Source organism: Acidovorax sp. LjRoot66, from assembly GCF_964253305.1.
Taxonomy (GTDB): domain Bacteria; phylum Pseudomonadota; class Gammaproteobacteria; order Burkholderiales; family Burkholderiaceae_C; genus Acidovorax.
In genome coordinates this window covers 2050020-2074056 of record NZ_CAXUQU020000001.1, presented here as the reverse complement: position 1 = coordinate 2074056, position 24037 = coordinate 2050020, and the positions used below count along the sequence as shown (strand labels likewise).

Sequence of the window (24037 nt, the reverse complement as noted above, 5' to 3'; positions counted from 1 at the left end):
ACGGCAAAACAGGTAAAATCCAGCCCCTATTGTCGCCGCCCGCATCGCCTGGCTGCGTTCCACGCTCCTCTTTCGCAAGGCGCGCCCCCTGCCGGCGCCCTGCCAGAAACCACAATTTATGTCGTCCAACCTGCACCCCATGCTCAACGTGGCCATCAAGGCCGCACGCGCCGCCGGCGCCATCATCAACCGCGCGGCCCTTGACGTGGAGGCCGTGCGCATTTCGCAAAAGCAGGTGAACGACTTTGTGACCGAGGTGGACCACGCGGCCGAGAAGATCATCATCGAAACCCTGCTGACGGCCTACCCCGGCCACGGCATCCTGGCCGAAGAGTCGGGTTCGGAATACGGCGCCAAGGATTCGGAATTCGTCTGGATCATCGACCCGCTGGACGGCACCACCAACTTCATCCACGGCTTTCCCGTGTACTGCGTGAGCATCGCCTTGTCCGTCAAGGGCAAGATCGAGCAGGCCGTCATCTACGACCCCTCGCGCAACGACCTGTTCACCGCAACCAAGGGCCGTGGCGCGTACATGAACGACCGCCGCATCCGCGTGAGCAAGCGCACCCAGCTCAAGGACTGCCTGATCTCCACGGGCTTCCCCTTCCGCCCGGGCGACAACTTCAAGAGCTACATGAACATGATGGCCGACGTGATGCAGCGCACGGCCGGCCTGCGCCGCCCCGGCTCCGCAGCACTCGACCTGGCGTACGTGGCCGCCGGCTTCACCGATGGCTTCTTCGAAACCGGCCTGTCCATCTGGGACATCGCCGCCGGCTCGCTGCTGGTGACCGAGGCCGGCGGCCTGGTGGGCAACTTCACGGGCGAGGCCGAGTTCCTGGAGCAGCGCGAATGCCTGGCCGGCACCCCCCGCATCTACGGCCAGCTGGTGCCCATCCTGGGCAAGTACAGCAAGTTCGCCAGTGCCGGCGACAAGGCTGCCGTGCGCCAGGCGGCCGATGCCGGTGAGCCGGATGCGGCCCCAGCGGCGGACGCCGCTCCCGACGCACAGGACGGCGCAGCCAAGGACGAGAGCGCCCCGCTCTGATAGCCTGCAGGGTGGTCCATCGCCACCCTCCCCCAGCCCATCAACCCGGGTCGGGGTACTTCTGCGCGATGACGCGAAAATCCTCGGCGATGTCCACGAAGGCATCCACCATGTCGGGGTCGAAATGCGTGCCCCGGCCACGCACGATGGTGCTGCAGGCCTGGTCGTGCGAGAACGCAGGCTTGTAGACGCGCTTGCTGATCAGCGCGTCGTACACGTCGGCCACCGCCATGAGCCGGGCCGACACGGGGATGGCGTCGCCCGCCAACCCCTCGGGGTAGCCCGAGCCGTCCCACTTTTCCTGGTGGCTGTAGGCGATTTCCTTGGACACGCTGAGGAACGCCACGCGCATGCCCAGGCGCTTCTCGGCGTCCTCGATGGCGGCACGGCCCAGCGTGGTGTGGGTCTTCATGACTTCGAACTCTTCCACCGTGAGCTTGCCGGGCTTGAGCAGGATGCTGTCCGGGATACCGATCTTGCCGATGTCGTGCAGCGGCGCCGACTTGTACAACAGGTCGATCATGCGGTCATTGAGCGCGTGCTCGAAACGCGGGTGGTGGCGCAGCCGTTCGGCCAGCGCCTTCACGTACAGCTGGGTACGGCGGATGTGGTTGCCGGTCTCGTTGTCGCGAGTCTCGGCCAGCGAGGTCATGGCCATGATGGTCACGTCCTGGATGGCCTGTACCTCCAGCGTGCGCAGGGCCACCTCGCGCTCCAGGTAGGAGCTCTTGTCACGCAGGAAGTCGGCCGTGGCCTTGAGCGCCAGGTGCGTGTTCACGCGCGCCAGCAAAATGGGCGGGCTGATGGGCTTGGTGATGTAATCCACCGCGCCCAGGGCCAGGCCCATGCGCTCGTCATCCGGGTCGGAGCGGGCGGTAAGGAAGATCACCGGGATGTCGCGCGTAGCGGGCGAGGCCTTCAAGCGCCGGCAGACCTCGTAGCCGTCCACCTCGGGCATCATGATGTCCAGCAGGATGAGGTCGGGCCTGGTGTCCGACTGGGCGATCTTGAGTGCCTTTTCCCCATGGTTGGCCACCTTCACCAGGTAGTGCTCGCGCAGCAGGCTGCCCATCAGCGTGAGATTGTCGGGCGTATCGTCCACCACCAGTACTGTGGCGATCGGCTTGTCCACAAGGGTCGGCTGGTGCGAAGCGAAGGGCGCGTTGTCCATGGGCTTTCCTGCGAATTGGGACCGTTCAGGGGGCTATGGCGGAATCAGGGGGTGGCGGCTCGGGCACCACAGAGGCGATGGTATCCAGCGCCTGTTCGAAATCAAAGTTCCGAATGTGCACATCCACCGCCTTAAACACCGGGTCCAGGAATCCCTCCAACACCATTGCATTGTGTTGCAAAAACTCGGCGGCTGCCGGGTCGTCCTGTAACAGCAGCGTGCGCAGCTGGTGCAGCAGTTCGGCCGGGGGCCTGGTCGGCACCAGGCCGGCTGCATCGGCCAGTGCCGGCGCGCCTGCGGCCCACCGCTTGAGCGCATCGATCAGGGGCAGGAGCACCCCACCCAGCGCCGCGAGCAGGGGTGCGGTGGCCTCTGGTGGCGGCGGGCCCTTGCGCAGCAGGTCTTCGAGCTGGTAGGCGCGGTCTGCCACGGGCTGCGCACCTATGTTGGCGGCCACCGAGCGCAGCGTGTGCGCCAGGCGCTCGGCAAGACCCAGGTCCCCGTTGGCGAGCGCAACCTCCATCTCCGGCACGGCGCCAGCCTGCCCCTCGACAAACCGGCGCAGCATGTCGCCATAAAGGGCGGGTTTGCCCAGGGCGCGCTGCAGCCCCAGCGCCGTATCCAGCCCGGCCACCAGGGGCCAGTCCACAGGATGCGGGGGCCTGGGTGGCATGGCGCCAGCGTGGTGCGGCTGCGGGGGCAGGCCCTGGGGCACGCCCAGCCCGGGGCGCGGCTGTATCCAGCGCGCCAGGGCCTTCCAAAGGGCCGCAGGGTCGATGGGCTTGGCCACGTGGTCGTTCATGCCGGCATCAAAGCAGCGCTGGCGGTCGGCGTCCATGGCATTGGCTGTCATGGCCACGATGGGCAGGCGCGCAAAGCGCGGGTCCGCGCGCAGGTGGCGCGTGGCGGTCTCCCCATCCATCACCGGCATCTGCATGTCCATCAGCACCAGGTCGTAGCTGTCCTCGTGCAGCCGGTGGATGGCCACTTGCCCGTTGCCCGCCACGTCCACGTCGAAACCCGCGTCGCGCAGCAGTTCCACGGCCACCATCTGGTTGAGTTCGTTGTCCTCCACCAGCAGCACCCGCGCGCCCCGGATGGCCAGGGGCAGCTCCTCGGACACGGGCGGCGGCACATACTGGCGCTGCAGCGCCGGCAGGGCATGCTCCAGAGGCTGCATCAGCGTCTCCAGCAGCAGGGAGGCATTCACGGGCTTGATCAGCACCGTCTCGATGCCCTGCGCGCGCGCAGCGCGCATCACGTCCTCGCGCCCGTAGGCCGTGACCATCAGCATCTGCGGCACCTGGGGCATGCCCAGACTGCGGATGTGGCCCGCCAGCTCGACACCGTCCATGCCCGGCATGTGCCAGTCGAGCAGCAGCAGGCCGAAGAAGCGGTTCTTCGCCATGGACTCGCGCAGGATATCGAGCGCCTGCAAGCCGGAGTAGGCCTGCTCCACCTCGAAGCCCATGGCCTGCAGCATGTCCGACAGCACGGTGGCCGCCGTGTGGTTGTCGTCCACCACCAGCACCCGGCGGCCCACCAGGTCCGGCGGCGGCAACAGCACCCGGGCCGGGGCACCACGCTCCAGCGGCAGGCTGACCCAGAAGGTCGAGCCCTGGCCGAACTCGCTGATCACCCCGACTTCGCCGCCCATCAGCTCGGCCAGGCTCTTGCAGATGGCCAGGCCCAGGCCGGTGCCGCCATAGCGGCGCGTGGTCGAGGTATCGGCCTGCTGGAAACTGGCGAACAGCCGCCCCATCTGCTCGGGCGTGAGGCCGATGCCCGTGTCGCGCACCTCGAAGCGCAGGCTCACCCGCGTTTCGCTCTCTTCGAGCAGCCGCACGGCAATGCTGATCTCACCCTGGTCGGTGAACTTGATGGCGTTGTTGGCAAAGTTGATGAGGATCTGTCCCAGGCGCAGCGAATCGCCCAGCAGGTTGGGCGGCACGTTGGCGGCGACATCGCAGACCAGCTCCAGCCCCTTGGCGCCGGCCTTGTAGCCCACCACGTCGGTCACGCTCTCAAGCATGCGGTCCAGCACGAAGGGCTGCTTTTCGACCGTGAGCTTGCCCGCCTCGATCTTGGAGAAATCCAGGATGTCGTTGATCACGCCCAAAAGGTGCTGCCCGGCCTGCTGGATCTTGCTCACGTAGTCGTGCTGGCGCGCGTTCAGCCCCGACTTGAGCGCCAGGTGCGACATGCCGATGATGGCGTTCATCGGCGTGCGGATCTCGTGGCTCATGTTGGCCAGGAAATTGGACTTGAGCGCGGTGGACTCCTCGGCCAGCTCCTTGGCGCGGCGCAGGTCCTCTTCGGCGCGCTGGCGGTCGGTGATGTCCACGAAAGTGCCGATGGCGCCGCCCGGCGAGCCGTCGGCCCGCGCGAAGGCATGCAGCCAGAACAGGGTGTGGTGCACCTGCCCGTCGGCGTACGACAGGTCCACCTCCTTGTGCACCGAATGCAGGCCATTCATCGCCTGCAGGTTGTCGCCCTGGAAGCGCATGCGCTGCTCGGGCGGCAGGAAGTCGAGGTCGAGCACGGTCTTGCCCACCAACTGGTCTCGGCGCACGCCGAAGGCCTGTTCATATGCGCGGTTGAAGCCGATGTAGCGCCCGTCGGCCCCCTTGTAGAACAGGGGCACAGGAATCGCGTCGATCAGCGCCTGCTGGAAGCCCAGTTGCTCCTCCACCTGCTCCTCCAGCTGCTTCTGGTCGTGGATGTCCACGCTCACGCCCACCACGCGCACCGCACGGCCCGCGCCGTCGCGCAGGATGCGCGCAGCCATCAGGAACCAGCGCACCTCGCCGTCCGGGCGCACGATGCGCCAGGAATTGCGCAGGTCGGTATCGACCCCATCCAGGCTGGCCCTGAAATTCGCACTCGCTTCCTCGCGGTCATCCGGGTGCAGGCGGTCAAGCCAGTAGCCAAGGCCCGCAGGCTGCGTGCCCGCAGGCAGGCCCAGCATGGACACGAGCTTGTCGGACCAGACCACCGTATCGGCCACCAGATCGATGTCGAACACGCCCACCTTGCCGGCTTCCTGGGCGATCTCCAGCCGCTCATTGGCCTGCTGGATGGCAATCTCGCCCTTGCGGGCCTCGGTCACGTCCTCGATGACCCAGATGGAGGCAGAGCGGTAGCCCTCCATGTTGATGCTGCGCCCGGCCAGCCGGGCCTCGAAGCTGCTGCCATCCAGCCGGCGCAGCGTGGCACGCTCGCGCAAGGCCTGGCCCGAGGCGAGCCGTTGCGCGATGAGGGCCGCAAAGCTGTCCGATTGCACCTTGTCGCCGAACAGCGCCGTCACCTCGCCGCCCAGCAACTGCGAGGCCGTGCCCCGCATGAGCTCCACGAAGGCCGGGTTGAACTGGCGGAACTGCCCTTCGCAGACCAGCAGGATGGGTGGCGCATTGTCGAAGATGGCGGTCTGCTGCTCCAGCAGCTCGTTGAGCAGGCGCTCGCGCCGCTCCAGCTCGGACTGCGCGCGCATGCGCTCCGAGACATCCTCGTGCAGCCCGACGATGGCAATGCGCTTGCCGCGCCCATCGAACACGGGCGACAGCGTGGCCTCGTCGTGGTAGATGCTGGCGTCGCGGCGCCGGTTCACAAAGGTGCCGCGCCAGGACCGCCCCGACAGCAGGGTGGCCCACATGTCCTTGTAAGTCTGCGGCGGCGTCTGGTCGGTGGAAACGATGGACGGCTTCTTGCCGCGCACCTCGTCCAGGGCATAGCCGGTGTTGCGCTCGTACTGCGGATTGACCCAGTCGATGCGGCCCTCGCCATCGGTGATGACCACGGCCACGGGGCTGCTCTCCAGCGCCGCGCCGAGCACCCGGAAACGCTCCAGCGCGGCCGCCATGCGTGCGCGGCTGCGCAGCAGGTCCAGCAGCAGCAGCCCCAGCAAGGCCAGCAACACAAAGGCTGCTGCCCCCACCTGCCAGCGCAGCAGGGCGGGGACCAGGGCGCTCACATCGTCGAGCACCACCAGTTGCCACTGGCCTCCAGGGTCGTTCCATTCGATGCCCCGGCTCGCCACCGCATAGGTCACGCCATTGAGCAGCACCTCGCCGGCATCGGGCGCAAACGGCAGCGCGGAGGCCACGCCGTTCTCGAAGTGGCGCCCGAACTGGCGCGACGCACGGATCGCATCGATGCGGGCCTGCGTGAGCGGCGGCGCCACGGCAAACTGCCATTCGGGCCGGGTGGACGAGAACGCCACGCCCTGCGGGGACATGAGCAGCGCGGGGATGCCGGTGCTTGCCACCAGCGCATCGACCACCTCAAAGCCCACCTTGAACATCACCACGCCGATGATGGAGCTGGAGGGAGAGTCCGTCTCGTACAGGGGCGCCGCGTAGTACAGGCCGCGCTCCTGGCTGTTCACGCCAATGGCTGCATAGACGCTGATGGCCCCCTTCATGGCCTGCCGAAAATAGGGGCGAAACGCCAGGTTGGAGCCGGTCGCCTTCTCGCCTGCCGTCTCGTGCGCAACCACGGTGCCATCGGCCGACATCACATACACACCGCTGATCAGAAAGCGCCCGCGCGCCACCGCCAGCCGCGCCAGCGATCCCGGGTCATCCGGCGGTGTGTAGCCGCGCGCCATGTCCTTGAGCTGGGGCTCGCTCAGGCCCATGAGCGAGACGGCGCCGATCAGGCCGCCCCCGGTGGTCTGCGTGATCAGCGCATCGGCCGCCTGCTGCACGATGCGCGTGCGCTCCACCGCCCGCTCCTGGCCGCGCCAGTACACCACTGCCTGCACGACCAGCCAGGCCCCCAGCAGCGACAGCACCACCACCAGTGCCATGCCCCGCGTCCAGGCGGGATCGCGTTCGAGCACGCGATCCAGAAATCTGCCCTCTTTGTCGTTCCTCTTCACCTGTGCCATGCACAGCCCCCGGTGGGCGCAAGGCCCGTCCACGGATCACCTGCGTCAGCGCGTCGGGTCCAGCATTGCATCGATTTCCTCCACCGGCACAGGCCTGCCAAACAGATAGCCCTGGAACCCCTCGCAGCCATGCAGCCTGAGGAACCCCAGTTGCCCCGTCGTCTCCACCCCCTCGGCCACCACCTGCAAGTCCAGGCTCTTGGCCAGCGCCAAAATGGTGCGCACGATGGCCGCGTCGTTGGGGTCGCTCAGCACATCGCGCACAAAGCTCTGGTCGATCTTGATCTGGTCCAGCGGCAGCCGCTTGAGGTAGCTCAATGAGGAGTAGCCGGTGCCGAAGTCGTCCAGCGCGAACCCGACCCCTTCGCTCTTGAGCTGTTCCATGCGCACGATGGTGTCTTCGATGTCCCCCAGCAGCAGGCTTTCGGTGAGTTCGAGCTTGAGCAGTTGGGGTTTGGCCTGGCAGTCCTTCAAGGTACCGAGGACTTCGGCGACGAAGCCCGGTTGCCGGAACTGGCGGGCGCTGACGTTCACGGAGATGCTCAGGTGGGCGGTGGTGGGCGATTGGCTCCAGCGGTGCAGTTGCCTGCAGGCGGTCTCCAGCACGTATTGGCCCAGGGGGAGGATGAGGCCGGTCTGCTCTGCCAGGGGGATGAAGTCGCCGGGGCTGATCATGCCGCGCTGGGGGTGGCGCCAGCGCACCAGGGCTTCGGCTCCGACCAGGCGGGCCTGGTGGTCGACGACGGGCTGGTAGTGCACGAGGAGTTCGTTTCGGGCCAGGCCCTGGCGCAGGTCGGCTTCCAGGTTGGAGCGGGCGTTGACGGCGGCCTGCATGTCGGGGTCGAAGAAGCGCTGGGTGTTGCGCCCTGCGGCCTTGGCCTGGTACATGGCCAGGTCGGCGCGCTTCAAGAGTTCGTCGACCGACAGGCGTTCGTCGCCGAACAGGGTGATGCCGATGCTGGGGGTGCTGTAGTGCTGCTGGCCGCCGAGGGCAAAGGGCAGGTTCAGGCTGGCCAGGAGTTTTTCAGCGACGGTTTCGGCCTGGGCGGCGGCTTCGGCCAGTTCGGGGTTCAGGTTGTCCAGCATGACGACGAATTCGTCGCCGCCAAAGCGCGCAACGGTGTCGGCTTCGCGCACGCTGCCCACCAGGCGGGTGGCGACCTGGGACAGGAGTTGGTCGCCCATGTCGTGGCCCAGGGTGTCGTTCAGGTCCTTGAAGTTGTCCAGGTCGATGAACAAGAGGGCGCCCAGGTTCTTGCTGCGCTGGCAGGCGGCCAGGGAGCGTTGCAGGCGGTCGAGCAGCAGGCGCCGGTTGGGCAGGCCGGTGAGGGCGTCGTAGAACGCCAGGCGTTCGATCTCCTGCTCTGCGCGCTTGCGGTCGGTGATGTCCATGGTGAAGCCATGGGAGATCACCGAACCATCGGCCTCGCGGTGCGGGATGGCGTTCGTCATGTGCCAGCGGATGCTGCCGTCGGGCATGCGGACCCGGTACTCGCACTGCCAGGGCACGAGCTTGCGCACCGACTGCAGGGCCGAGCGCTGCAGGGCCTGCAGGTCCTCGGCCAGCACCCAGTTGGAGAGCACGCCATGGTCGGCTGTCACCTCGTGTGGCTCCACCCCCATGAAGTCGCGCACCGCATCGCTGATGTACTGCACGCTGGTGACGCCATCCAGGTGCAGGCGGTACTGGTAGATGAAGCCCGGGATGCGGCTGGCAATGCGCTGGATGAACAGCAGTTGCTCGCGCAGTTGCTCGGCGGCACGGCGCTCGTCGGTCACGTCCTGCACCACGCCCATGTCCACCCGCATGCCGTCCTTGGCAATGAGCCGGCGCACGCGCGAGCGCATCCAGCGGACCTCGCCATCGGGGCGCTTCCAGCGGTACTCGACATCGGCACCGGTGCCGCGCTCGCGCGCGGTCTCGAACACATGGCGGTCTTCGGCCAGGATGCCGCTGACGGCACGCTCGGGGCTCACCCATTCCTGCCGCTCCACGCCCGCAATGTCGCACAGGCCGGGGGACCACAGCAGCACCGTCTCGCCCGGGTCCTCGATGCGCCGCCAGTGCCCGGTCTGGGCCAGGCTTTCCATGGTGTTGAAGACGTCGGTCTGCTCGCGCAGCTCACGCCGCACATCCTGCAGCGCGTGCTCGGAAGCCGCCAGCGCAGCGCGCAGGCTCTCGGCCTCGCTCGCATCGCGCACCGTGACGACGATGGAGCCGTTGTCGAGCCGGCGCGCCGACACGTCCCAGGCCACCAGCAGCCGCCCCGGCTCGCGCGCCACCTGGCGGCATTCCAGCAGCATGCCGGTGCGCGCCACGGTCTGCAGTTGGTCCACCAGGTTGGTGCTGGCCAGCAGGTCGAAGACATCGACCGCATCGGCGCCGCTGGCGCGCACGCCCCCCATGCCCGGCATGCGCCGTGCGGCGGCATTGGCCGCGCGCAGCAGCAGCCTTCCATCCTGCGGACGGAATTCCATCAGCGCCACGGGCACGGCATCGAGCAGGGCTTGCAGGCGCGCCTGCGCCGAAGACTCCACGAAGTCTTCACTGGCACCCGCAAACAGATCGGTCAGGAGTTCGGCAGAAATCACAGTCGCTCTGAAACCTCTCGCAAACGGTGGGCCGCACATGGTCATGGCGGCGGCAGCCACCAATGTACACCGCAAAGTATGTCAAAACGTAACAACCACAGGTCGCATATTTTGTCAGGGTAATACCCGGTGGCGCCCGGACACATGTTCCCACGTTCTGTCGCCGGGGCACGCTTATTTCTGTGCAGGTCGCGCGCGCAATCACCGGCACCGGGCAGCGGCGGCACCGCCACCGGCGCTCTGCCACCCCCTTTCGCGCCGTGCCTGCGCCACTTCGTCGCACGCCAGTGGCAGTAGGGCTAGGCCATTCCTACAGTGCGGGCAGTGGAGGCACGGTGTCTCCATCCACCCTGGAGAACTGCACATGACGATGGCTTCACCCCCTTTGACCGCCCTCAACCTTCTACCCGCTGCGCGCGCCCTGGCACTGGCCGGCGCATGCCTGGCGCTGGGCAACGCATACGCGCTGGACCTGACCGTGGAGGTGAACAACACCAAGGCGGACAAGGGGCCGGTGCTGGCTGCGGTCTACGGCTCCGCCGACGGCTGGCTGAAGTTCAGCAAGGCGGTGCAGAGCGGCATGGCCCCGGCGTCGGGCGCCAAGACCGTGCTGGTGCTGCGCGACCTGCCCGCCGGCAGCTATGCGCTGTCGCTGTACCAGGACGAGAACGGCAACGGCAAGCTCGATACCAACCTGGTCGGCATGCCCCAGGAGCGCACCGGCTTCAGCCGAGACGCCCAGGGCAACATGGGCCCGCCTCGCTTCCAGGACGCAGCCATCGAGCTGCAGCAGGACACCACCATCACCATCCAGCTGCGGTGAACGGCACACCAGGAGCACGCACCATGGACCGACGCCTCTTTTGCCAGTCACTGGCCCTGGGAACCGCTGGCAGCGCGCTGGGCGCCCTGCCCTTTTCTGCCGCACACGCTGCTGGCGGGCCCGAGTCCGGCGCCACGCTGAGCGCCTTCAACGAGCGGCGCAGCGGCGCGCCCTGGACCCTGGGCTTCGAGGGCCTGCAGGCCGACCTCGCGCCCCAGCCCATGCAGCTGCGCGGCAAGCTGCCCAAGGACCTGCGCGGCACCCTGCTGCGCAACGGCCCTGCGCAACACAGCCTGGGCGATGTGCGCTACCAGCACTGGTTCGACGGCGACGGGATGATCCAGCAATACCGCTTCAGCGACCAGGGCGTGCGGCACCAGGCGCGCTTTTTGCGCACGCAGAAGTTTCTGGCGGAGAATGCGGCCGGCCGGCGCCTGTACCACAGCTTCGGCACCCAGGTGGCCGGGGGCAGCCCCATGGTGTCGGCCGATGCGGGCAACGTGGCCAACACCAGCGTGGTGCACCACGCGGGCGAAACCCTCGCCCTGTGGGAGGGCGGCTCGGCCACGCGGTTCGATGCCGACACCCTGGAAACCGGGGCCCTCAAGACCTGGACGCCGGAACACGCGGGCATGCCCTTCTCGGCGCACCCCAAGATCGGTGCCGACGGCACGCTGTGGAATTTTGGCGTGAGCAGTGCCCATGGCCTGCTCTCGATCTACCAGGTATCGGCCCAGGGGCAGGTGCGCACCGCCACGCTCCAGGTGCCGGACATGGCCATGGTGCACGACTTCGCGGTGACCGAGCAGCACCTGGTGTTCCTGCTGCCCCCGCTCGTCTTCGACCTGGACAGGGCCCACGCCGGCAGCACCTTCCTGGACAGCCATGTCTGGAAGCCACAGCTGGGCATGCGGGCGCTGGTGCTGCACAAGGACCGGCTCGACCAGCCGCAATGGATGGAGTTGCCCACCGGCTTCCTGTTCCACACCGGCAACGCCTGGGAGGACGGCAAGGGAGTCATCCACCTGGACTACATCCGTTCGGACGACGACTCGGCCATCAACCGGGGGTTTCGTGGGCTGATGCGCGGCGACTTCCAGGGCGAACCATCGCTTGCCGTGGCCCTGGTCGAACTCGACACGCGCACCGGCCGCGCGCGCCAGACGCTGCAGGCGCACCACGCCGAATTCCCGCGCATCGACCCGCGCTTCGTCGGCCGCCGGCACAGAGAGCTTTTCATGGCCGAGCGGGTCGCCGTGTCGAATCGCCCAGGCTTCGACTGCGTCGCGCGGCTGAATGTAGACACCGGCAAGGTGGACCGCTACCGCTACGGCACCGACGTGATGGTCGAGGAGCATGTGTTCATCCCCGCGAGCACGGCCGGCGCCAGGGAGGGCGATGGCTGGCTGGTGGGCACGGCGCTGGACCTGCTCCGCCGTCGCACGCTGCTCTCGGTGTTCGACGCCCGCCGGCTGGCGCAGGGCCCGCTGGCCCAGGGCAGCATGGACCGGGCGGTGCCCCTGGGGTTTCACGGCACCTTCATCCCGGCCTGATGGAGGGCCTGCCCGGCACCGCCATCTTGGCGGGCCGGTCTGCGCGATAGACTCGGAGCCCCCCGGAGAACCCGGGGCGCACCCCGTCTTGGATTCAGATGACAAACACCGATCTCTCCGCGCACACCCCGATGATGCAGCAGTACTTCTCGTTGAAGGCTGCGCACCCGGACACGCTCGTCTTCTACCGCATGGGCGACTTCTACGAGCTGTTCTATGCCGACGCGGAAAAGGCCGCCCGCCTGCTGGACATCACGCTGACCCAGCGCGGCCAGTCCGGGGGCCAGCCCGTCATCATGGCCGGCGTGCCCTTCCATGCGCTGGAGAACTACCTGGGCCGGCTGATCAAGATGGGCGAGTCGGTCGCTATCTGCGAGCAGGTGGGCGACGTGGCCACGTCCAAGGGACCGGTGGAGCGCAAGGTGGTGCGCGTGGTCACCCCCGGCACGCTGACCGATACCGAGCTGCTCTCGGACAAGGCCGAGTCCATGCTGCTGGCACTGCACCAGGGCCCGCGCGGGCGCGCCGGCCTGGCCTGGCTGAGCGTGACCCAGGGCCGGGTGTACCTGGCCGAATGCGCGCAGGACGAGGTGGGCGCCTGGCTGGCGCGCGTGGCGCCCAGCGAGGTGATCTACAGCGCCGGCGTGACCGAGCGCTTCGAGCAGCAGCTGCAGGTGCTGCGCCAGGGCGGCGCCTTCACCTGCCCCATGGGCCCCCGGCCCGACTGGCAGTTCGACGCCACACTGGGCGAGCGCAAGCTGCTCGAGCACCTGGGCGCGGCTAGCCTGCAGGCCTGGGGCGCGCAGGAACTGACCCAGGCGCATGCGGCGGCCGCCGGCCTGCTGGCCTATGCCGAGCACACCCAGGGCCGCACCCTGACCCACGTGCACAGCGTGCAGGTGCAGCGCGGCGACGACCTGATCGACCTGCCGGCCAGCACGCGGCGCAACCTGGAGATCACGCGCACGCTGCGCGGTGAGGATGCGCCCACCCTGTTCTCTCTGCTCGACACCTGCATGACCGGCATGGGCAGCCGCCTGCTCAAGACCTGGCTGCTGGAGCCTCCACGCGACCGCACGGCCGCGCGACAGCGCCTGGCCGCCACCACCGCCCTGCGTGGCGCGGGCGGAGCCGGTGGCGGCGCCGGCCCCTGGGCCACGCTGCGCGGCGAACTCAAGGGCGTGAGCGACGTGGAGCGCATCACCGCGCGCATCGCCCTGCGCCAGGTGCGCCCGCGCGAGCTGGTGGGGCTGTGCAAGACCCTGCACAAGGCGGCCCTGCTGGCGCGTGCCGGCCAGGCGGCCGAGCCCTATCTGGCGGAGATCTTCGAGCAGTTGCACCCGCCGCTGGACTGCCCCGAGCTGCTGCAGCGCGCCATCACCGAAGAGCCCGCAGCCCTGGTGCGCGACGGCGGCGTGATGGCCACGGGCTTCGACAGCGAGCTCGACGAGCTGCGCGCCATACAGACCAACTGCGACGACTTTTTGCTCGACCTGGAGACGCGCGAGAAGGCCCGCACCGGCATCGCCAACCTGCGCGTGCAGTTCAACAAGGTGCACGGCTTCTACATCGAGGTGACCAGCAGCAACCTGGACAAGGTGCCCGACGACTACCGCCGCCGCCAGACGCTGAAGAACGCCGAGCGTTTCATCACGCCCGAACTCAAGACCTTCGAAGACAAGGCGCTGTCGGCCAACGAACGCGCCCTGGCGCGCGAGAAATGGCTGTACGAGCAGGTGCTGGACCAGCTGCAGCCGCATGTGCCCGCCCTCACCCGCCTGGCCCAGGCGTTGGCCGCGCTCGACGTGCTGTGCGCGCTGGCCGAGCGCTCGCTCACCTTGAACTGGTGCGCCCCGCAGTTTGTGGCCGAGCCCTGCATCGAGATCGAGGACGGCCGCCACCCGGTGGTGGAGGCGCGGCTGGCCGAGGTCTCGGCCGGCAGCTTCATCGCCAACCACACGCGGCTGAACGCCAACACGCGCATGCAGGTCATCACCGGCCCCAACATGGGTGGCAAGTCGACCTACATGCGCCAGGTGGCGCTCATCGTGCTGCTGGCCAGCATGGGCAGCCACGTGCCGGCCAGCGCCTGCCGGCTGGGGCCCATCGATGCCATCCACACCCGCATCGGCGCGGCGGACGACCTGGCCAACGCGCAGTCGACCTTCATGCTGGAGATGACCGAGGCCGCGCAGATCCTGCATGCCGCCACGCCGCACAGCCTGGTGCTGATGGACGAGATCGGCCGCGGCACCAGCACCTTCGACGGCCTGGCCCTGGCCAGCGGCATCGCCACACACCTGCATGACAAGACGCGCGCCTTCACGCTGTTCGCCACGCACTATTTCGAGCTGACCGAGCTGCCCGCCAAGGCGCGGCATGCGGTGAACATGCACGTGAGCGCGGCCGAGGCGGGGGCGGACATCGTCTTTTTGCACGAGATCCAGCCCGGCCCGGCGAGCCGCAGCTACGGGATCCAGGTGGCCAAGCTCGCGGGCGTGCCCGGTGCGGTGCTGAACCACGCGCGCCATGCGCTGGCCGCACTGGAAGAACGCGCGGGCGAGGATGAACTGCAGGTGGACCTGTTCGCCGTGCCGGCCATGCCCGAGAGCGCGGGCGCGAGCCCCGTGGAGGCGCTGCTGGCCAGCATCCACCCCGACGCGCTGAGCCCGCGCGAGGCGCTCGACGCGCTCTACCAGCTCAAGAAGCTGGTGGGGTGACGGAGTCTCACTCCAGCTTCAATCCAATGTCCTTGATCAGTTGGCCCCAGCGCGCACGCTCGGCCTTGGCGTAGGCGTTCATCTCCTCGGGGGTGCCGGGCACGGCCTCCACGCCCAGGGTCTGGAAGCGGGCCTTCACCGGGGTGGAGTTCAGGGCCTGCTGCAGGGCGGCGTTCAGGCGCTGCACCTCGGCTGCGGGCATGGAGGCGTTGACCGACAGGCCCTGCCAGGCAAAGGCCTCGAAGTCCTTGAGGCCCTGCTCCATCAGCGTGGGCACCTCCGGCAGGGTGGCCATGCGTCTGGCGCTGGCCACCGCGATGGCGCGCAGGTTGCCGCCCGTGATGTTGGGCATGCCGCCCGCAGACTCGACGAACATGCAGGGCACCTGGCCGCCCATGATGTCCTGGATGGCGGGCGTGACACCCCGGTAGGGCACATGCGTCATCTTGAGGCCCGTGCGCTGGCGCAGCAGCTCCATGGCCAGGTGGTGCGGCGTGCCGGCGCCCGGCGATGCGAAGTTGACGCCTTCGGGTTGCGCCTTGGCCCAGGCGACGAACTCCTGGAAGTTGCGCACCGGCAGCTTGGGCGAGACCACCAGGATCAGCGGAAAACGCACCAGCATGCCCACCGAGGCCAGGTCCTTGTCCACGTTGTACGAGAGCTTGCTGTACAGCCAGGGGTTGGTGGCCAGTACCGCGTAATCGCCCGTGAGCAACAGGTTGCCGGGGGTGGACGAGCGCGCCACGTAGTCTGCCGCGATGTTGTGCGCGGCGCCGGGCTTGTTGACCACCACGATGGTCTGGCCGAGCGTCTTGCCCATCTGGTCGGCCACGGTGCGGGCGACGATATCGGTGCCGCCCCCGGGGGACATGCCCACCACCCATTCGAGAGGGCGGCGCTCCTGGGCGCCGGCGCCCGGGGACATGCTGGACATGGCCAGGGCGGCAGCGGTGCACAGTGCGGTGCGACGGGTCGGGTGGGTGCTTGGCATGGATTGTCTCCTCACAAGGTGATGGTTTGAAAAAGCGCAGGGACCGTGAAATTCATTTTTTAATTAACTAGCTAAATCACTAACTGAAGACCGCAGCACGGGCGCAAGGCGTGCCGCGCTCAGTACGGGCTGGCCGCGGCGGGCTGCGCCTGCGGCGCCGGGCGGTTGCCGAAATGGCCGGCCAGCTCGGTGGCGGCGCGCACCAGCAGCGTGGTGTCCACCCCCACGGCAACGAACAGCGCCCCGGCATCGAGGTAGGTCTGGGCCTGCGCCCGGTCCGCCATGAGGATGCCTGCGGCCTTGCCGGCGCGGCGCACGGTGGCAATGCCGTCCAGGATGGCGCGCTGCACCTCGGGGTGCCCAGGCTGACCGCGATGGCCCATGGATGCCGACAGGTCGGCCGGGCCAAAGAACACGCCGTCCACCCCATCGGTTGCGGCGATGGCCTGCAGGTTCTGCAAGGCCAGCGGTGTCTCGGCCTGCACCAGCAGGCACATCTGGCCGTTGGCACGGTTCAGGTAGTCTTCCACCTGGTTCCAGCGCGAGGCACGGGCCAGCGCCGCGCCCATGCCGCGGATGCCCTCGGGCGCATAGCGCATGGCGCGCACCATCAGCGCGGCCTGCTCGGGCGTATCGACCATGGGGATGAGCAGGGTCTGCGCGCCCACGTCCAGGTACTGCTTGACCAGGGCCACCTCGCCCTGCACCGGGCGCACCACGGGCTGCACGGGGTACGGGGCCACGGCGCGCAGTTGGTCGAGCACGCTGCGCACGTCGTTGGGTGCGTGCTCGCCATCGAGCAGCAGCCAGTCGAAGCCGCAGCCGGCCAGGGCCTCGGCGGCATTGGCGTCGGCCAGTCCGACCCACAGGCCGATCTGCGGCCGGCCCGCGCGCAGCGCGTTGCGAAAATGGTTCTCGGGGATCTGCTGCATGGTGTGCCCCTCACACGAATCGGAACGATACCGAACCCAAAGGCCCGTAGTCCCCATGGAAGTTGTCGCCCTGCACCGCGGCCACGGGCCGCGTGAAGGAGCCGGCCAGCACCACGTCGCCCGCGTTGAGCTGCTCGCCGTGCGGCGCGATCTTGTTGGCCAGCCAGGCCACGCCGGTGGCCGGGTGGTTGAGCACGGCGGCTGCCAGGCCCGTCTCTTCGATCACGCCGTTCTTGTGCAGCAGGGCGCCGACCCAGCGCAGGTCCACGTCCAGGGGTTTCACGGGCCGGCCGCCGAGCACGATGCCGGCGTTGGCCGCAAAGTCGGAGATGGTGTCAAACACCTTGCGCATGGCCCGGGTGTCGCGGTCGAACTGCTCGATGCGCGCGTCGATGATCTCGATGGCAGGCACCACGTAATCGGTGGCCGAGAGCACGTCGAACAGCGTGACGCCCGGCCCCTTCAGGGGCTTGCCCAGGATGAAGGCCAGCTCCACCTCCACGCGCGGGGCGATGAAACGCTCGAACGGGATGTCGCCGCCCGCGTCGAAGAACATGTCGTCCATCAGCGGCGCGTAGTCGGGCTCGGTGATCTGGCTGGCCTGCTGCATGGCGCGTGAGGTCAGGCCGATCTTGCGGCCCTTGATGGTGCGACCGTCGGCCTGCTCCAGCTTCACCCACTCGCGCTGGATGGCATAGCCGTCCTCGACGGTCATGCCGGGATGCTGGGTGGAAAAGTGGCGCAGCTGCGTGCGCTGCTTGCGCGCCTGGTAGAGCTGCTGCGCCAGGGAGGTGATGGTGTCGTTGGTTAGCATGGAGGGTCAGCCCTGTGCAGGCTTGTTGAACAGGGGATGCAGGGAGCTGTGCTTGGCGTCGAAGACTTCGGGGCCCTCGTCGATTTGCAGGGTGACACCGATGGGGCGCAAGGGCAGCAGCGGCGCGAAGTGCGCCTGGGCCACGGCCGACAGGGCCTGGCCCACGGCCTGGTGCGCGGCCGCGCTGCGGCCCCGGCCCATGCGCAGGTTGAGGTAGGCGAAGCCGTAGTCCGGTGCCACGCCGCCCGCGGGCTGCGCCTCGCCGTCATCGGCCACGGCATGGTGCGCGGCCGGGTAGGCCAGCACGCGGATGCCGCCCGTGGGGAATACCGGCCTGCCCACTTCGTCCACCTGCTGGCGCATGGCGCTTGCCAGGGCGCGGCACAGCGCGGTCATGTCGCTGCCGCCCTGTGACACGGGCCGGTCCAGGTCCGGGGTGTAGAGAATCACCAGGTGGGGCATGGCGCGCTCCTCACAGCCGGCTGGCCGATGGCTGCTGGCCAGATGCCACCGAGGCCTGGGGCCCTGGCACCGCCGCACCCGTCTGCGGCGTGACCGGGAACACGGCGTTGATCTGCCCCGTGCCCGAAGCGCCGAAGTACGGCGTGAGCACCTCGGCGCGGCCCGCGTAGTCCGACCAGCCGAGGGCACCGATCAGCATGGCCGTGTCGTGCATGAAGCCCTCGCCATGGCCCTTGGCCGCGTATTCGGGCAGCATGGCGCAGAAGGTGACCCAGTCGCCCGCCTCCCACATCTGGACCACGCGGTGGTCCAGCGTCTCCAGAAACGGGCTCCAGATCTTCGTGGCGAACTCGGGCGCCGTGCCGTTCTGCGCGAAGCGGTGGCTCAGGCTGCCGCTGGCCAGGATGGCCACGGTGCCCTCGTACTGCTCCTCGATGGCCTGGCGCATGGCCCAGCCCAGGCGCGCGCTGTCGTTGAGGTAATGCACCTGGCACAGGGCCGAGACCGAGACCACCTTGAAGTGCTGGTCCGCATTCATGTAGCGCATGGGCACCAGGGTGCCGTACTCGGGCGCCAGCGTGGTCGCGGGGTGGGCCAGCGTCTCCACGCCCTGCGCGCAGCAGGCCTTTGCCAGCAGTTGGCCGAGCTCGGGGTTGCCCGGGAATGCGTAGGGGAGGTTGCTGATGAAGTGCGGCAGCTCGTTGCTGGTGTACACGCCCTCGAAGCGCGGTGCGCAGTTGATGTGGTAATTGGCGTTCACCAGCCAGTGCGTGTCGAACACGACGATGGTGTCCACTCCCAGTTCGCGGCAGCGCCGGCCGATCTCCACATGGCCGTCGATGGCCGCTTGGCGAAAACCCTTGCGCGGGCCATCGAGCTCGCTCAGGTACATGGACGGCACGTGTGTGATCTTGGCCGCCAGTGCGAGTTTGCCCATGCTCAGACTCCCCAGTGTGGAATGTGGTGGCTGCCCAGCGAGACAGCGACGTTCTTGGGCTCCAGGAACACCTCATAGCTCCAGGTGCCGCCCTCGCGCCCCGTGCCGCTGCCCTTGGTGCCACCAAAGGGCTGGCGCAGGTCACGCACGTTCTGGCTGTTGACGAAGCACATGCCGGCCTCGATGCCTGCGGCCACGCGGTGGGCGCGGCCGATGTTCTCGGTCCACACGTAGCTCGACAGGCCGTACTCTGTGTCGTTGGCCAGGCGGATGGCCTCGGCCTCGTCCGCAAACGGGATCAGGCAGGCCACGGGGCCGAAGATCTCCTCCTGCGCGATCTTCATGCGGTTGTCCACGTCGGCGAACACGGTGGGCTGCACGAAGTTGCCCTTCTTCAAATGGGCCGGCAGGTCCGGCGCCTCCAGCCCGCCGCATAGCAGGGTGGCGCCTTCCTTGGGGCCCAGCTCGATGTAGCTGCGCACCTTGGCCAGGTGGGCCGGGCTGATCATGGGGCCGATGGTGGTCTTCTCGTCGAGCGGATCGCCCACCACGATGCGGCGGGCACGCGCCGCGAACTTCTCGGCGAAGTCGGCGTAGATCGACTTCTGCACCAGGATGCGCGAGCCCGCAGTGCAGCGCTCGCCGTTGTTGGAGAAGATCATGAAGATGGCGGCATCGAGCGCACGGTCCAGGTCCGCATCATCGAAGATGACGAAGGGGCTCTTGCCACCCAGCTCCATGCTGAACTTCTTGAGGCCGGCCGCCTGCACGATGCGGTTGCCCGTGGCGGTGGAGCCGGTGAACGAGATGGCGCGCACATCGGGGTGGACGCACAGCGGCTCGCCGGCCTCCTTGCCAAAGCCATGCACCACGTTGAGCACGCCGGCCGGGATGCCGGCTTCGAGCGCCAGCTCGCCCAGGCGTGCAGCGGTGAGCGGCGACAGCTCGCTCATCTTGAGCACCGCCGTGTTGCCGAAGGCCAGCGCTGGCGCCACCTTCCAGGTCGAGGTCATGAAGGGCACGTTCCACGGCGAGATCAGCGCGCACACGCCCACGGGGTGGAACAGCGTGTAATTCAGGTGTGTGGGCGTGGGGTAGGTGTGGCCGTCCACGCGGGTGCACATCTCTGCAAAGTAGTAGAAGTTGTCGGCGGCGCGCGGGATCAGCGCCTTGCCGGTTTGGGCGATGACCTGGCCGGTGTCGCGGGTCTCGGTGTTCGCGATCTGCGGTACCTCGGCAGCGATCAGGTCGCCGAGCTTGCGGACCAGCTTGGCGCGCTCGGGCGCGGGCAGGCCGGCCCAGGCGGGGAAGGCGTCTTTGGCGGCGGCCACGGCGGCGTTCACCTCGGCCGCGCCGCCGCTGGCCACCTCCGCCAGCACCTCCTGGGTGGCGGGGTTGACGGTCTCGAAGTAATCGCGGCCCGGCACGGCCTTGCCGGCGATCAGGTGTTCTATGCGCATGGGATCAGTCTCCAGAATGTCAGTTGCAGGGCTCAGAGCCCGAAAGCCTCATCGCCCACGATGGTGTTCACCAAACGACCGATGCCGTCGATCTCGGTCACCACCTCGTCGCCCACGTTGACGTTGACCACGCCCTCGGGCGTGCCCGTGAGGATCACGTCGCCCGCGCGCAGGGTCATGAAGCTGCTGAGGTAAGCGATCAGTTCGGGGATGTCGTTGACCATGTTGCCGGTGTGCCCCTGCTGGGTCACTTTGCCGTTGACCAGGGTGCGCAGAGTCAGGGCATGCGGATCGGGCACGTCCGCCGCGTCCACGAACCAGGGGCCGAGCACCGTGCAGGTGTCGCGGTTCTTCACGCGCAGGTTGGGGCGGTACCAGTTCTCAAGGTAGTCGCGGATGGCGTAGTCGTTGCACACGGTGTAGCCGGCCACATGCTGCAAGGCGTCGGCCCGCTGTACGTTGCGCGCCGTCTTGCCGATCACCACGGCCAGCTCGCACTCGTAGTGCATGAAGGCCACGCCCGCAGGGCGGCGGGCCTGGCCCTTGTGGCCGATCAGCGCGCCAGGGCCCTTGAGGAACACCAGGGGCTCGTCCTTGGCGGTGACGGTCAGTTCGCCCGACAGCTCCTTGAGGTGGTCGGCATAGTTCAGGCCCAGCGCGATGATGGTGCCCACCTCGAAGGGTGGCAGCCAGATCACGGCGTCCTCGGCCAGCATGCGGCCATCGGCCAAGCGGATCTGGTGCGCGCCGTGCGGCGTGGCCTCATGGATCGCGCCGGCATAGGCAACTTTCGCCCGCCTCATGGCGCGGCTCCTTCGGCAACGAAATGGTTGTCGAGCTGGCCCAGGCCGTCGATCTGGATACGGGTTCGCTGCCCGGCCCGCACGCGCGGCGCCCCGGCCGATGGGCCCAGCAGCAGCACGTCGCCGGGCGAGAGGGTCATGAAGGCGCTGACCTCGGCCAGCAGCCGCGCCACAGGGCGAATGCGCTCGCCCGTGGTGGCCTGGTGCACCAGTGCACCGTCGACGTGGACCCGCACCGCGAGCGCATCGGGGTCGTCGATCTCGCTGCGCGGCACCACGCGGGGGCCGATGGGGCAGAACCCGTCACGCGCCTTGAAGCGGACCGAGGGGCGGTAGAACGAATCGTGCGGCACACTGATGTCGCCCACGATGGTGTAGCCGGCCACATGCTGCATCGCCTGCCCCTCGGGCACGCCGCAGGCGGTGCGGCCGATCACGATGCCCAGGCAGGCACCGACCTCCAGCTCCGACGCATCCGCCGGGACCTCGATGGCATTGCCATGCCCGGCCAGCGTGTTGCGCGGCTTGATGTACAGGACCGGTGCGAGCGGTGCTGCATTGTAGGGCGGCTTGCTGGCGGCTGCCGCCATTGCAGCCAGGGCGGGTGCGTGGTTGAGCAGCACGCCATAGACCGCGCCGGACAGGCGAAAGGGCGCGACGTCGAACTCCATCCGGCACGGAGCGGCGTAAGGGGTCTGGTACATTGCTAACATGTGAGTAGTTTATTTACTAACATGCTAGTAAGTCAATCGCCCACCTGTTCCTTTTTCTCCGGGTTTGTACTGAGGGTTGCTGCAACTGCGGTGGCCCGCCCCACCGCTTTCAAGGATGATTCCGCCCCATGTCCATGGATTCCCCATCTGCGCAACTGGTCCATCGCAACCTGCCGCTCTTGTTCCTGCAGGCGCGCGAGAGCGTCTTTGCGCGCTTTCGGCCCATTCTTCACACGGTCGGACTGACCGAGCAGCAGTGGCGCGTGGTGCGCGCCCTGCTCGACCACGGGCCGCTGGAGCCGCGCCAGATCGGCGACATCTGCCGCCTGTCCAGCCCGAGCCTGGCCGGCATCCTGGCACGCATGGCGGACCTGGGCCTGGTGCTGCGCGAGCGGCTGGAGCATGACCAGCGCCGGGTGATGGTGTCGGTCACCCCGCAGGGCAAGGCATTGGCGGCGCAGCTCGCGCCCACCATCGAGGCGACCTACCGCGCGCTGGAGGAAGAGATGGGCGTGGAATTCATCGCGCAGCTGTACGCCACGCTCGATGCGGTGATCGCGCGGCTCGGCGAAGCGCCTGCGGGCGACGAGGGCTGAAGACCGCGCGCTATCGCTGGCAGTACGGGTGCCGCCCCGCCCCGAGGCGGCACCCGTGGGGGGATCAAAGATCCTGTGCCAGAGGCGCCAGCTGGCCCAGCATGAAGTTGATGAACGGCGGCACGCAGCCGATGTGGCTCGAAGGCACGGCGGTGCAGTCGGTCAGGGTCACGAGGTCGCCCGTGCCCTGGGCGCGCATGGCCTGCAGCGTGGTGACCGAGCTGCCATAGGGCACGGTGATGTCGTCGCGGCCGTGGTACAGGCGCACGGGCACCTGCGGCTTCCAGTCGTGCACGCTGCTCACGCGCGCCACGGCCTGCACGTCGTCGGCCAGGAAGTTGTCGATGAACTGGTTGTCGAAGGTCACATCGGCCTCATCGGGCAGCAGGGCTTTCAGCAGGGCACGGCGCACCTCGCGCTGCACGCTGCCGCCCAGGTAACGCAAAAAGCCGGGGTTGATCAGCGCGCCGAGCACAGGCTCGCGATCACGCACCACGTTCACCAGCCCGTCGAGCGTGGCCTGCACGTTGTAGGGCCCGGCCCCCACCACCACCATGCGCAGCGCCTGGCGCTCGGGCGCGGTGCCGGCCTGCAAGGTGCGGTGGGCCGCCATGGTGGCGTAGCCGCCTTCGGAGTAGCCGGTGAGGAAGAGCTGGCCGTTGTCGGCGGCATTGCCCTGGCCGCGCCAGGTGCGCGCAGCCGTCAGCATGTCCAGCGTGGCGGCCGCCGTGGGGCCCGAGAGCAGGTAAGGATGCGCCACGCCCTTGGAAACACCATAGCCCACATAGTCCGGCGCCACGACGATGTAGCCCAGGGAAGCCATCACCACCGCGACCTCGGACCCCACCGCGTTGTTGCTGGGGGCTTCCGCGCTCGTGAAGATGGTGCCGTGCTGGTAGCCCAGCACCGGGCTTTTGGCGCCCAGCGCCTTGACGGGCACGCTGACCAGGCCCGATGCGCGCACCTCACGGCCCTGGGCATCGGAGGTCAGGTACTCCAGCCGGTAGGAGGTGACGGAGTAGCGCGGCACGATGCCCTGCACCTTGGAGGCGTCCTTGGCGAGCGCCTCGGTGATCTGGGCCGGGGTGATGGTGTTCAACAGCGCAGCCGATTTGAGGTCGCCTGCCGCAGCGATCGGCGGCGGCACCGTGACGTCACCATCGCTTTTGTTGTCACCGCCACCGCAGGCGGTCAGCGCAATGGCCGCAGCCACCAGAATACTGCGCGGCAGGAGCGCAGGCCTTGCAAGGGTAGGAAAATGGAACAAGGTACCGCCTTCAGGTATGAGTTGTGAATGATGGTAAGCATGGCGGCGCGAATTCACGTCAGCCAACACGCCGTGGGGATGTCAGATTTTGTGTCCTGCGGGCAATGGCGTCGCCTGGGGGAAGTGCTTCGCGGCGGATTGGCCATAAAATCGGGGGTTGCCACTGCGCCGCCTGGCACTTTAGCTATTGTTTTTGAAACGCCCCGGCAGCGCCGATGCCCAGGCTGGTGCACACTGCAGGGCCTAAGAGCCTAGCCAAGCCCC

The 24037-nt window shown here is 68.1% G+C and carries 17 protein-coding genes; 5 read left to right on the top strand and 12 right to left on the bottom strand.

Annotated elements, in window-relative coordinates; translation table 11 throughout:
* The first annotated feature begins 118 nt into the window (after positions 1–118).
* Positions 119–1051, top strand: a complete 933-nt coding sequence (locus tag ACSQ3Y_RS09625) for an inositol monophosphatase family protein (RefSeq protein ID WP_057266048.1) — start codon at positions 119–121, stop codon at positions 1049–1051.
* Positions 1052–1091: 40 nt separating this feature from the next.
* Here the strand turns inward: ACSQ3Y_RS09625 and ACSQ3Y_RS09620 are convergent, their stop codons facing one another.
* Genes ACSQ3Y_RS09620 through ACSQ3Y_RS09610 form a run of 3 tightly spaced genes read right to left on the bottom strand, consistent with a single transcriptional unit; the run spans position 1092 to position 9201 of the window.
* Positions 1092–2222 carry a response regulator gene (locus ACSQ3Y_RS09620; protein ID WP_057199633.1) on the bottom strand — a complete coding sequence of 377 codons (1131 nt, stop codon included), beginning with the start codon at positions 2220–2222 and terminating at the stop codon, positions 1092–1094.
* Between the two features lie 25 nt (positions 2223–2247).
* Entirely contained in the window at positions 2248–7110 is a 4863-nt protein-coding gene (locus tag ACSQ3Y_RS09615) for a PAS domain S-box protein (protein ID WP_436177109.1), read from the bottom strand.
* A 45-nt stretch (positions 7111–7155) separates the two neighbouring features.
* A complete protein-coding gene (locus ACSQ3Y_RS09610) occupies positions 7156–9201 on the bottom strand; it encodes a putative bifunctional diguanylate cyclase/phosphodiesterase (protein WP_436180101.1) in 2046 nt (681 codons plus the stop codon).
* 865 nt (positions 9202–10066) lie between these two features.
* On the opposite strand from ACSQ3Y_RS09610, the gene ACSQ3Y_RS09605 reads away from it, so the two are divergent.
* The 3 genes from ACSQ3Y_RS09605 (at position 10067) to mutS (ending at position 14798) form a co-directional block, all read left to right on the top strand.
* Positions 10067–10525 carry a DUF2141 domain-containing protein gene (locus tag ACSQ3Y_RS09605; RefSeq protein ID WP_235514350.1) on the top strand — a complete coding sequence of 153 codons (459 nt, stop codon included), beginning with the start codon at positions 10067–10069 and terminating at the stop codon, positions 10523–10525.
* A 23-nt stretch (positions 10526–10548) separates the two neighbouring features.
* Entirely contained in the window at positions 10549–12078 is a 1530-nt protein-coding gene (locus tag ACSQ3Y_RS09600; protein ID WP_436177108.1) for a carotenoid oxygenase family protein, read from the top strand.
* 98 nt (positions 12079–12176) lie between these two features.
* On the top strand, positions 12177–14798 hold the full coding sequence (gene mutS / locus ACSQ3Y_RS09595) for a DNA mismatch repair protein MutS (protein ID WP_057266056.1): 2622 nt from the start codon (positions 12177–12179) through the stop codon (positions 14796–14798).
* Positions 14799–14805: 7 nt separating this feature from the next.
* Here the strand turns inward: mutS and ACSQ3Y_RS09590 are convergent, their stop codons facing one another.
* From ACSQ3Y_RS09590 to ACSQ3Y_RS09555, 8 genes are all read right to left on the bottom strand, one after another.
* A complete protein-coding gene (locus tag ACSQ3Y_RS09590) occupies positions 14806–15789 on the bottom strand; it encodes a Bug family tripartite tricarboxylate transporter substrate binding protein (protein ID WP_436177107.1) in 984 nt (327 codons plus the stop codon).
* A gap of 119 nt (positions 15790–15908) precedes the next feature.
* On the bottom strand, positions 15909–16721 hold the full coding sequence (gene hpaI / locus ACSQ3Y_RS09585; protein ID WP_436177106.1) for a 4-hydroxy-2-oxoheptanedioate aldolase: 813 nt from the start codon (positions 16719–16721) through the stop codon (positions 15909–15911).
* Positions 16722–16731: 10 nt separating this feature from the next.
* On the bottom strand, positions 16732–17535 hold the full coding sequence (gene hpaH, locus ACSQ3Y_RS09580; protein ID WP_436177105.1) for a 2-oxo-hept-4-ene-1,7-dioate hydratase: 804 nt from the start codon (positions 17533–17535) through the stop codon (positions 16732–16734).
* A gap of 6 nt (positions 17536–17541) precedes the next feature.
* Positions 17542–17997, bottom strand: a complete 456-nt coding sequence (locus ACSQ3Y_RS09575) for a 5-carboxymethyl-2-hydroxymuconate Delta-isomerase (protein ID WP_057266064.1) — start codon at positions 17995–17997, stop codon at positions 17542–17544.
* Between the two features lie 10 nt (positions 17998–18007).
* The gene (hpaD, locus tag ACSQ3Y_RS09570; protein WP_436177104.1) at positions 18008–18934 is read right to left on the bottom strand and encodes a 3,4-dihydroxyphenylacetate 2,3-dioxygenase; all 927 of its coding nucleotides are present in this window, start codon (positions 18932–18934) and stop codon (positions 18008–18010) included.
* A gap of 2 nt (positions 18935–18936) precedes the next feature.
* Positions 18937–20394, bottom strand: a complete 1458-nt coding sequence (gene hpaE / locus ACSQ3Y_RS09565) for a 5-carboxymethyl-2-hydroxymuconate semialdehyde dehydrogenase (RefSeq protein ID WP_436177103.1) — start codon at positions 20392–20394, stop codon at positions 18937–18939.
* A 32-nt stretch (positions 20395–20426) separates the two neighbouring features.
* Positions 20427–21197, bottom strand: coding sequence for a fumarylacetoacetate hydrolase family protein (locus ACSQ3Y_RS09560; RefSeq protein ID WP_436177102.1), 771 nt, complete (start codon positions 21195–21197; stop codon positions 20427–20429).
* Positions 21194–21901 carry a fumarylacetoacetate hydrolase family protein gene (locus ACSQ3Y_RS09555; protein ID WP_436177101.1) on the bottom strand — a complete coding sequence of 236 codons (708 nt, stop codon included), beginning with the start codon at positions 21899–21901 and terminating at the stop codon, positions 21194–21196. Before ACSQ3Y_RS09555 ends, ACSQ3Y_RS09560 begins: the two co-directional genes overlap by 4 nt.
* Before the next feature lie 143 nt (positions 21902–22044).
* On the opposite strand from ACSQ3Y_RS09555, the gene hpaR reads away from it, so the two are divergent.
* The gene (gene hpaR / locus ACSQ3Y_RS09550; RefSeq protein ID WP_082604101.1) at positions 22045–22506 is read left to right on the top strand and encodes a homoprotocatechuate degradation operon regulator HpaR; all 462 of its coding nucleotides are present in this window, start codon (positions 22045–22047) and stop codon (positions 22504–22506) included.
* A 64-nt stretch (positions 22507–22570) separates the two neighbouring features.
* Here hpaR and ACSQ3Y_RS09545 read toward each other — a convergent pair whose 3' ends face one another.
* A complete protein-coding gene (locus tag ACSQ3Y_RS09545; protein WP_436177100.1) occupies positions 22571–23773 on the bottom strand; it encodes an alpha/beta hydrolase family protein in 1203 nt (400 codons plus the stop codon).
* Positions 23774–24037 lie beyond the last annotated feature (264 nt).

Coding starts and splice junctions, on each gene's coding strand:
- ACSQ3Y_RS09625 (WP_057266048.1), top strand. CDS start 119: ATGTCGTCCAACCTGCACCCCATGCTCAACGTGGCCATCAAGGCCGCA.
- ACSQ3Y_RS09620 (WP_057199633.1), bottom strand. CDS start 2,222: ATGGACAACGCGCCCTTCGCTTCGCACCAGCCGACCCTTGTGGACAAG.
- ACSQ3Y_RS09615 (WP_436177109.1), bottom strand. CDS start 7,110: ATGGCACAGGTGAAGAGGAACGACAAAGAGGGCAGATTTCTGGATCGC.
- ACSQ3Y_RS09610 (WP_436180101.1), bottom strand. CDS start 9,201: ATGGAAAGCCTGGCCCAGACCGGGCACTGGCGGCGCATCGAGGACCCG.
- ACSQ3Y_RS09605 (WP_235514350.1), top strand. CDS start 10,067: ATGACGATGGCTTCACCCCCTTTGACCGCCCTCAACCTTCTACCCGCT.
- ACSQ3Y_RS09600 (WP_436177108.1), top strand. CDS start 10,549: ATGGACCGACGCCTCTTTTGCCAGTCACTGGCCCTGGGAACCGCTGGC.
- mutS (WP_057266056.1), top strand. CDS start 12,177: ATGACAAACACCGATCTCTCCGCGCACACCCCGATGATGCAGCAGTAC.
- ACSQ3Y_RS09590 (WP_436177107.1), bottom strand. CDS start 15,789: ATGCCAAGCACCCACCCGACCCGTCGCACCGCACTGTGCACCGCTGCC.
- hpaI (WP_436177106.1), bottom strand. CDS start 16,721: ATGCAGCAGATCCCCGAGAACCATTTTCGCAACGCGCTGCGCGCGGGC.
- hpaH (WP_436177105.1), bottom strand. CDS start 17,535: ATGCTAACCAACGACACCATCACCTCCCTGGCGCAGCAGCTCTACCAG.
- ACSQ3Y_RS09575 (WP_057266064.1), bottom strand. CDS start 17,997: ATGCCCCACCTGGTGATTCTCTACACCCCGGACCTGGACCGGCCCGTG.
- hpaD (WP_436177104.1), bottom strand. CDS start 18,934: ATGGGCAAACTCGCACTGGCGGCCAAGATCACACACGTGCCGTCCATG.
- hpaE (WP_436177103.1), bottom strand. CDS start 20,394: ATGCGCATAGAACACCTGATCGCCGGCAAGGCCGTGCCGGGCCGCGAT.
- ACSQ3Y_RS09560 (WP_436177102.1), bottom strand. CDS start 21,197: ATGAGGCGGGCGAAAGTTGCCTATGCCGGCGCGATCCATGAGGCCACG.
- ACSQ3Y_RS09555 (WP_436177101.1), bottom strand. CDS start 21,901: ATGTACCAGACCCCTTACGCCGCTCCGTGCCGGATGGAGTTCGACGTC.
- hpaR (WP_082604101.1), top strand. CDS start 22,045: ATGGATTCCCCATCTGCGCAACTGGTCCATCGCAACCTGCCGCTCTTG.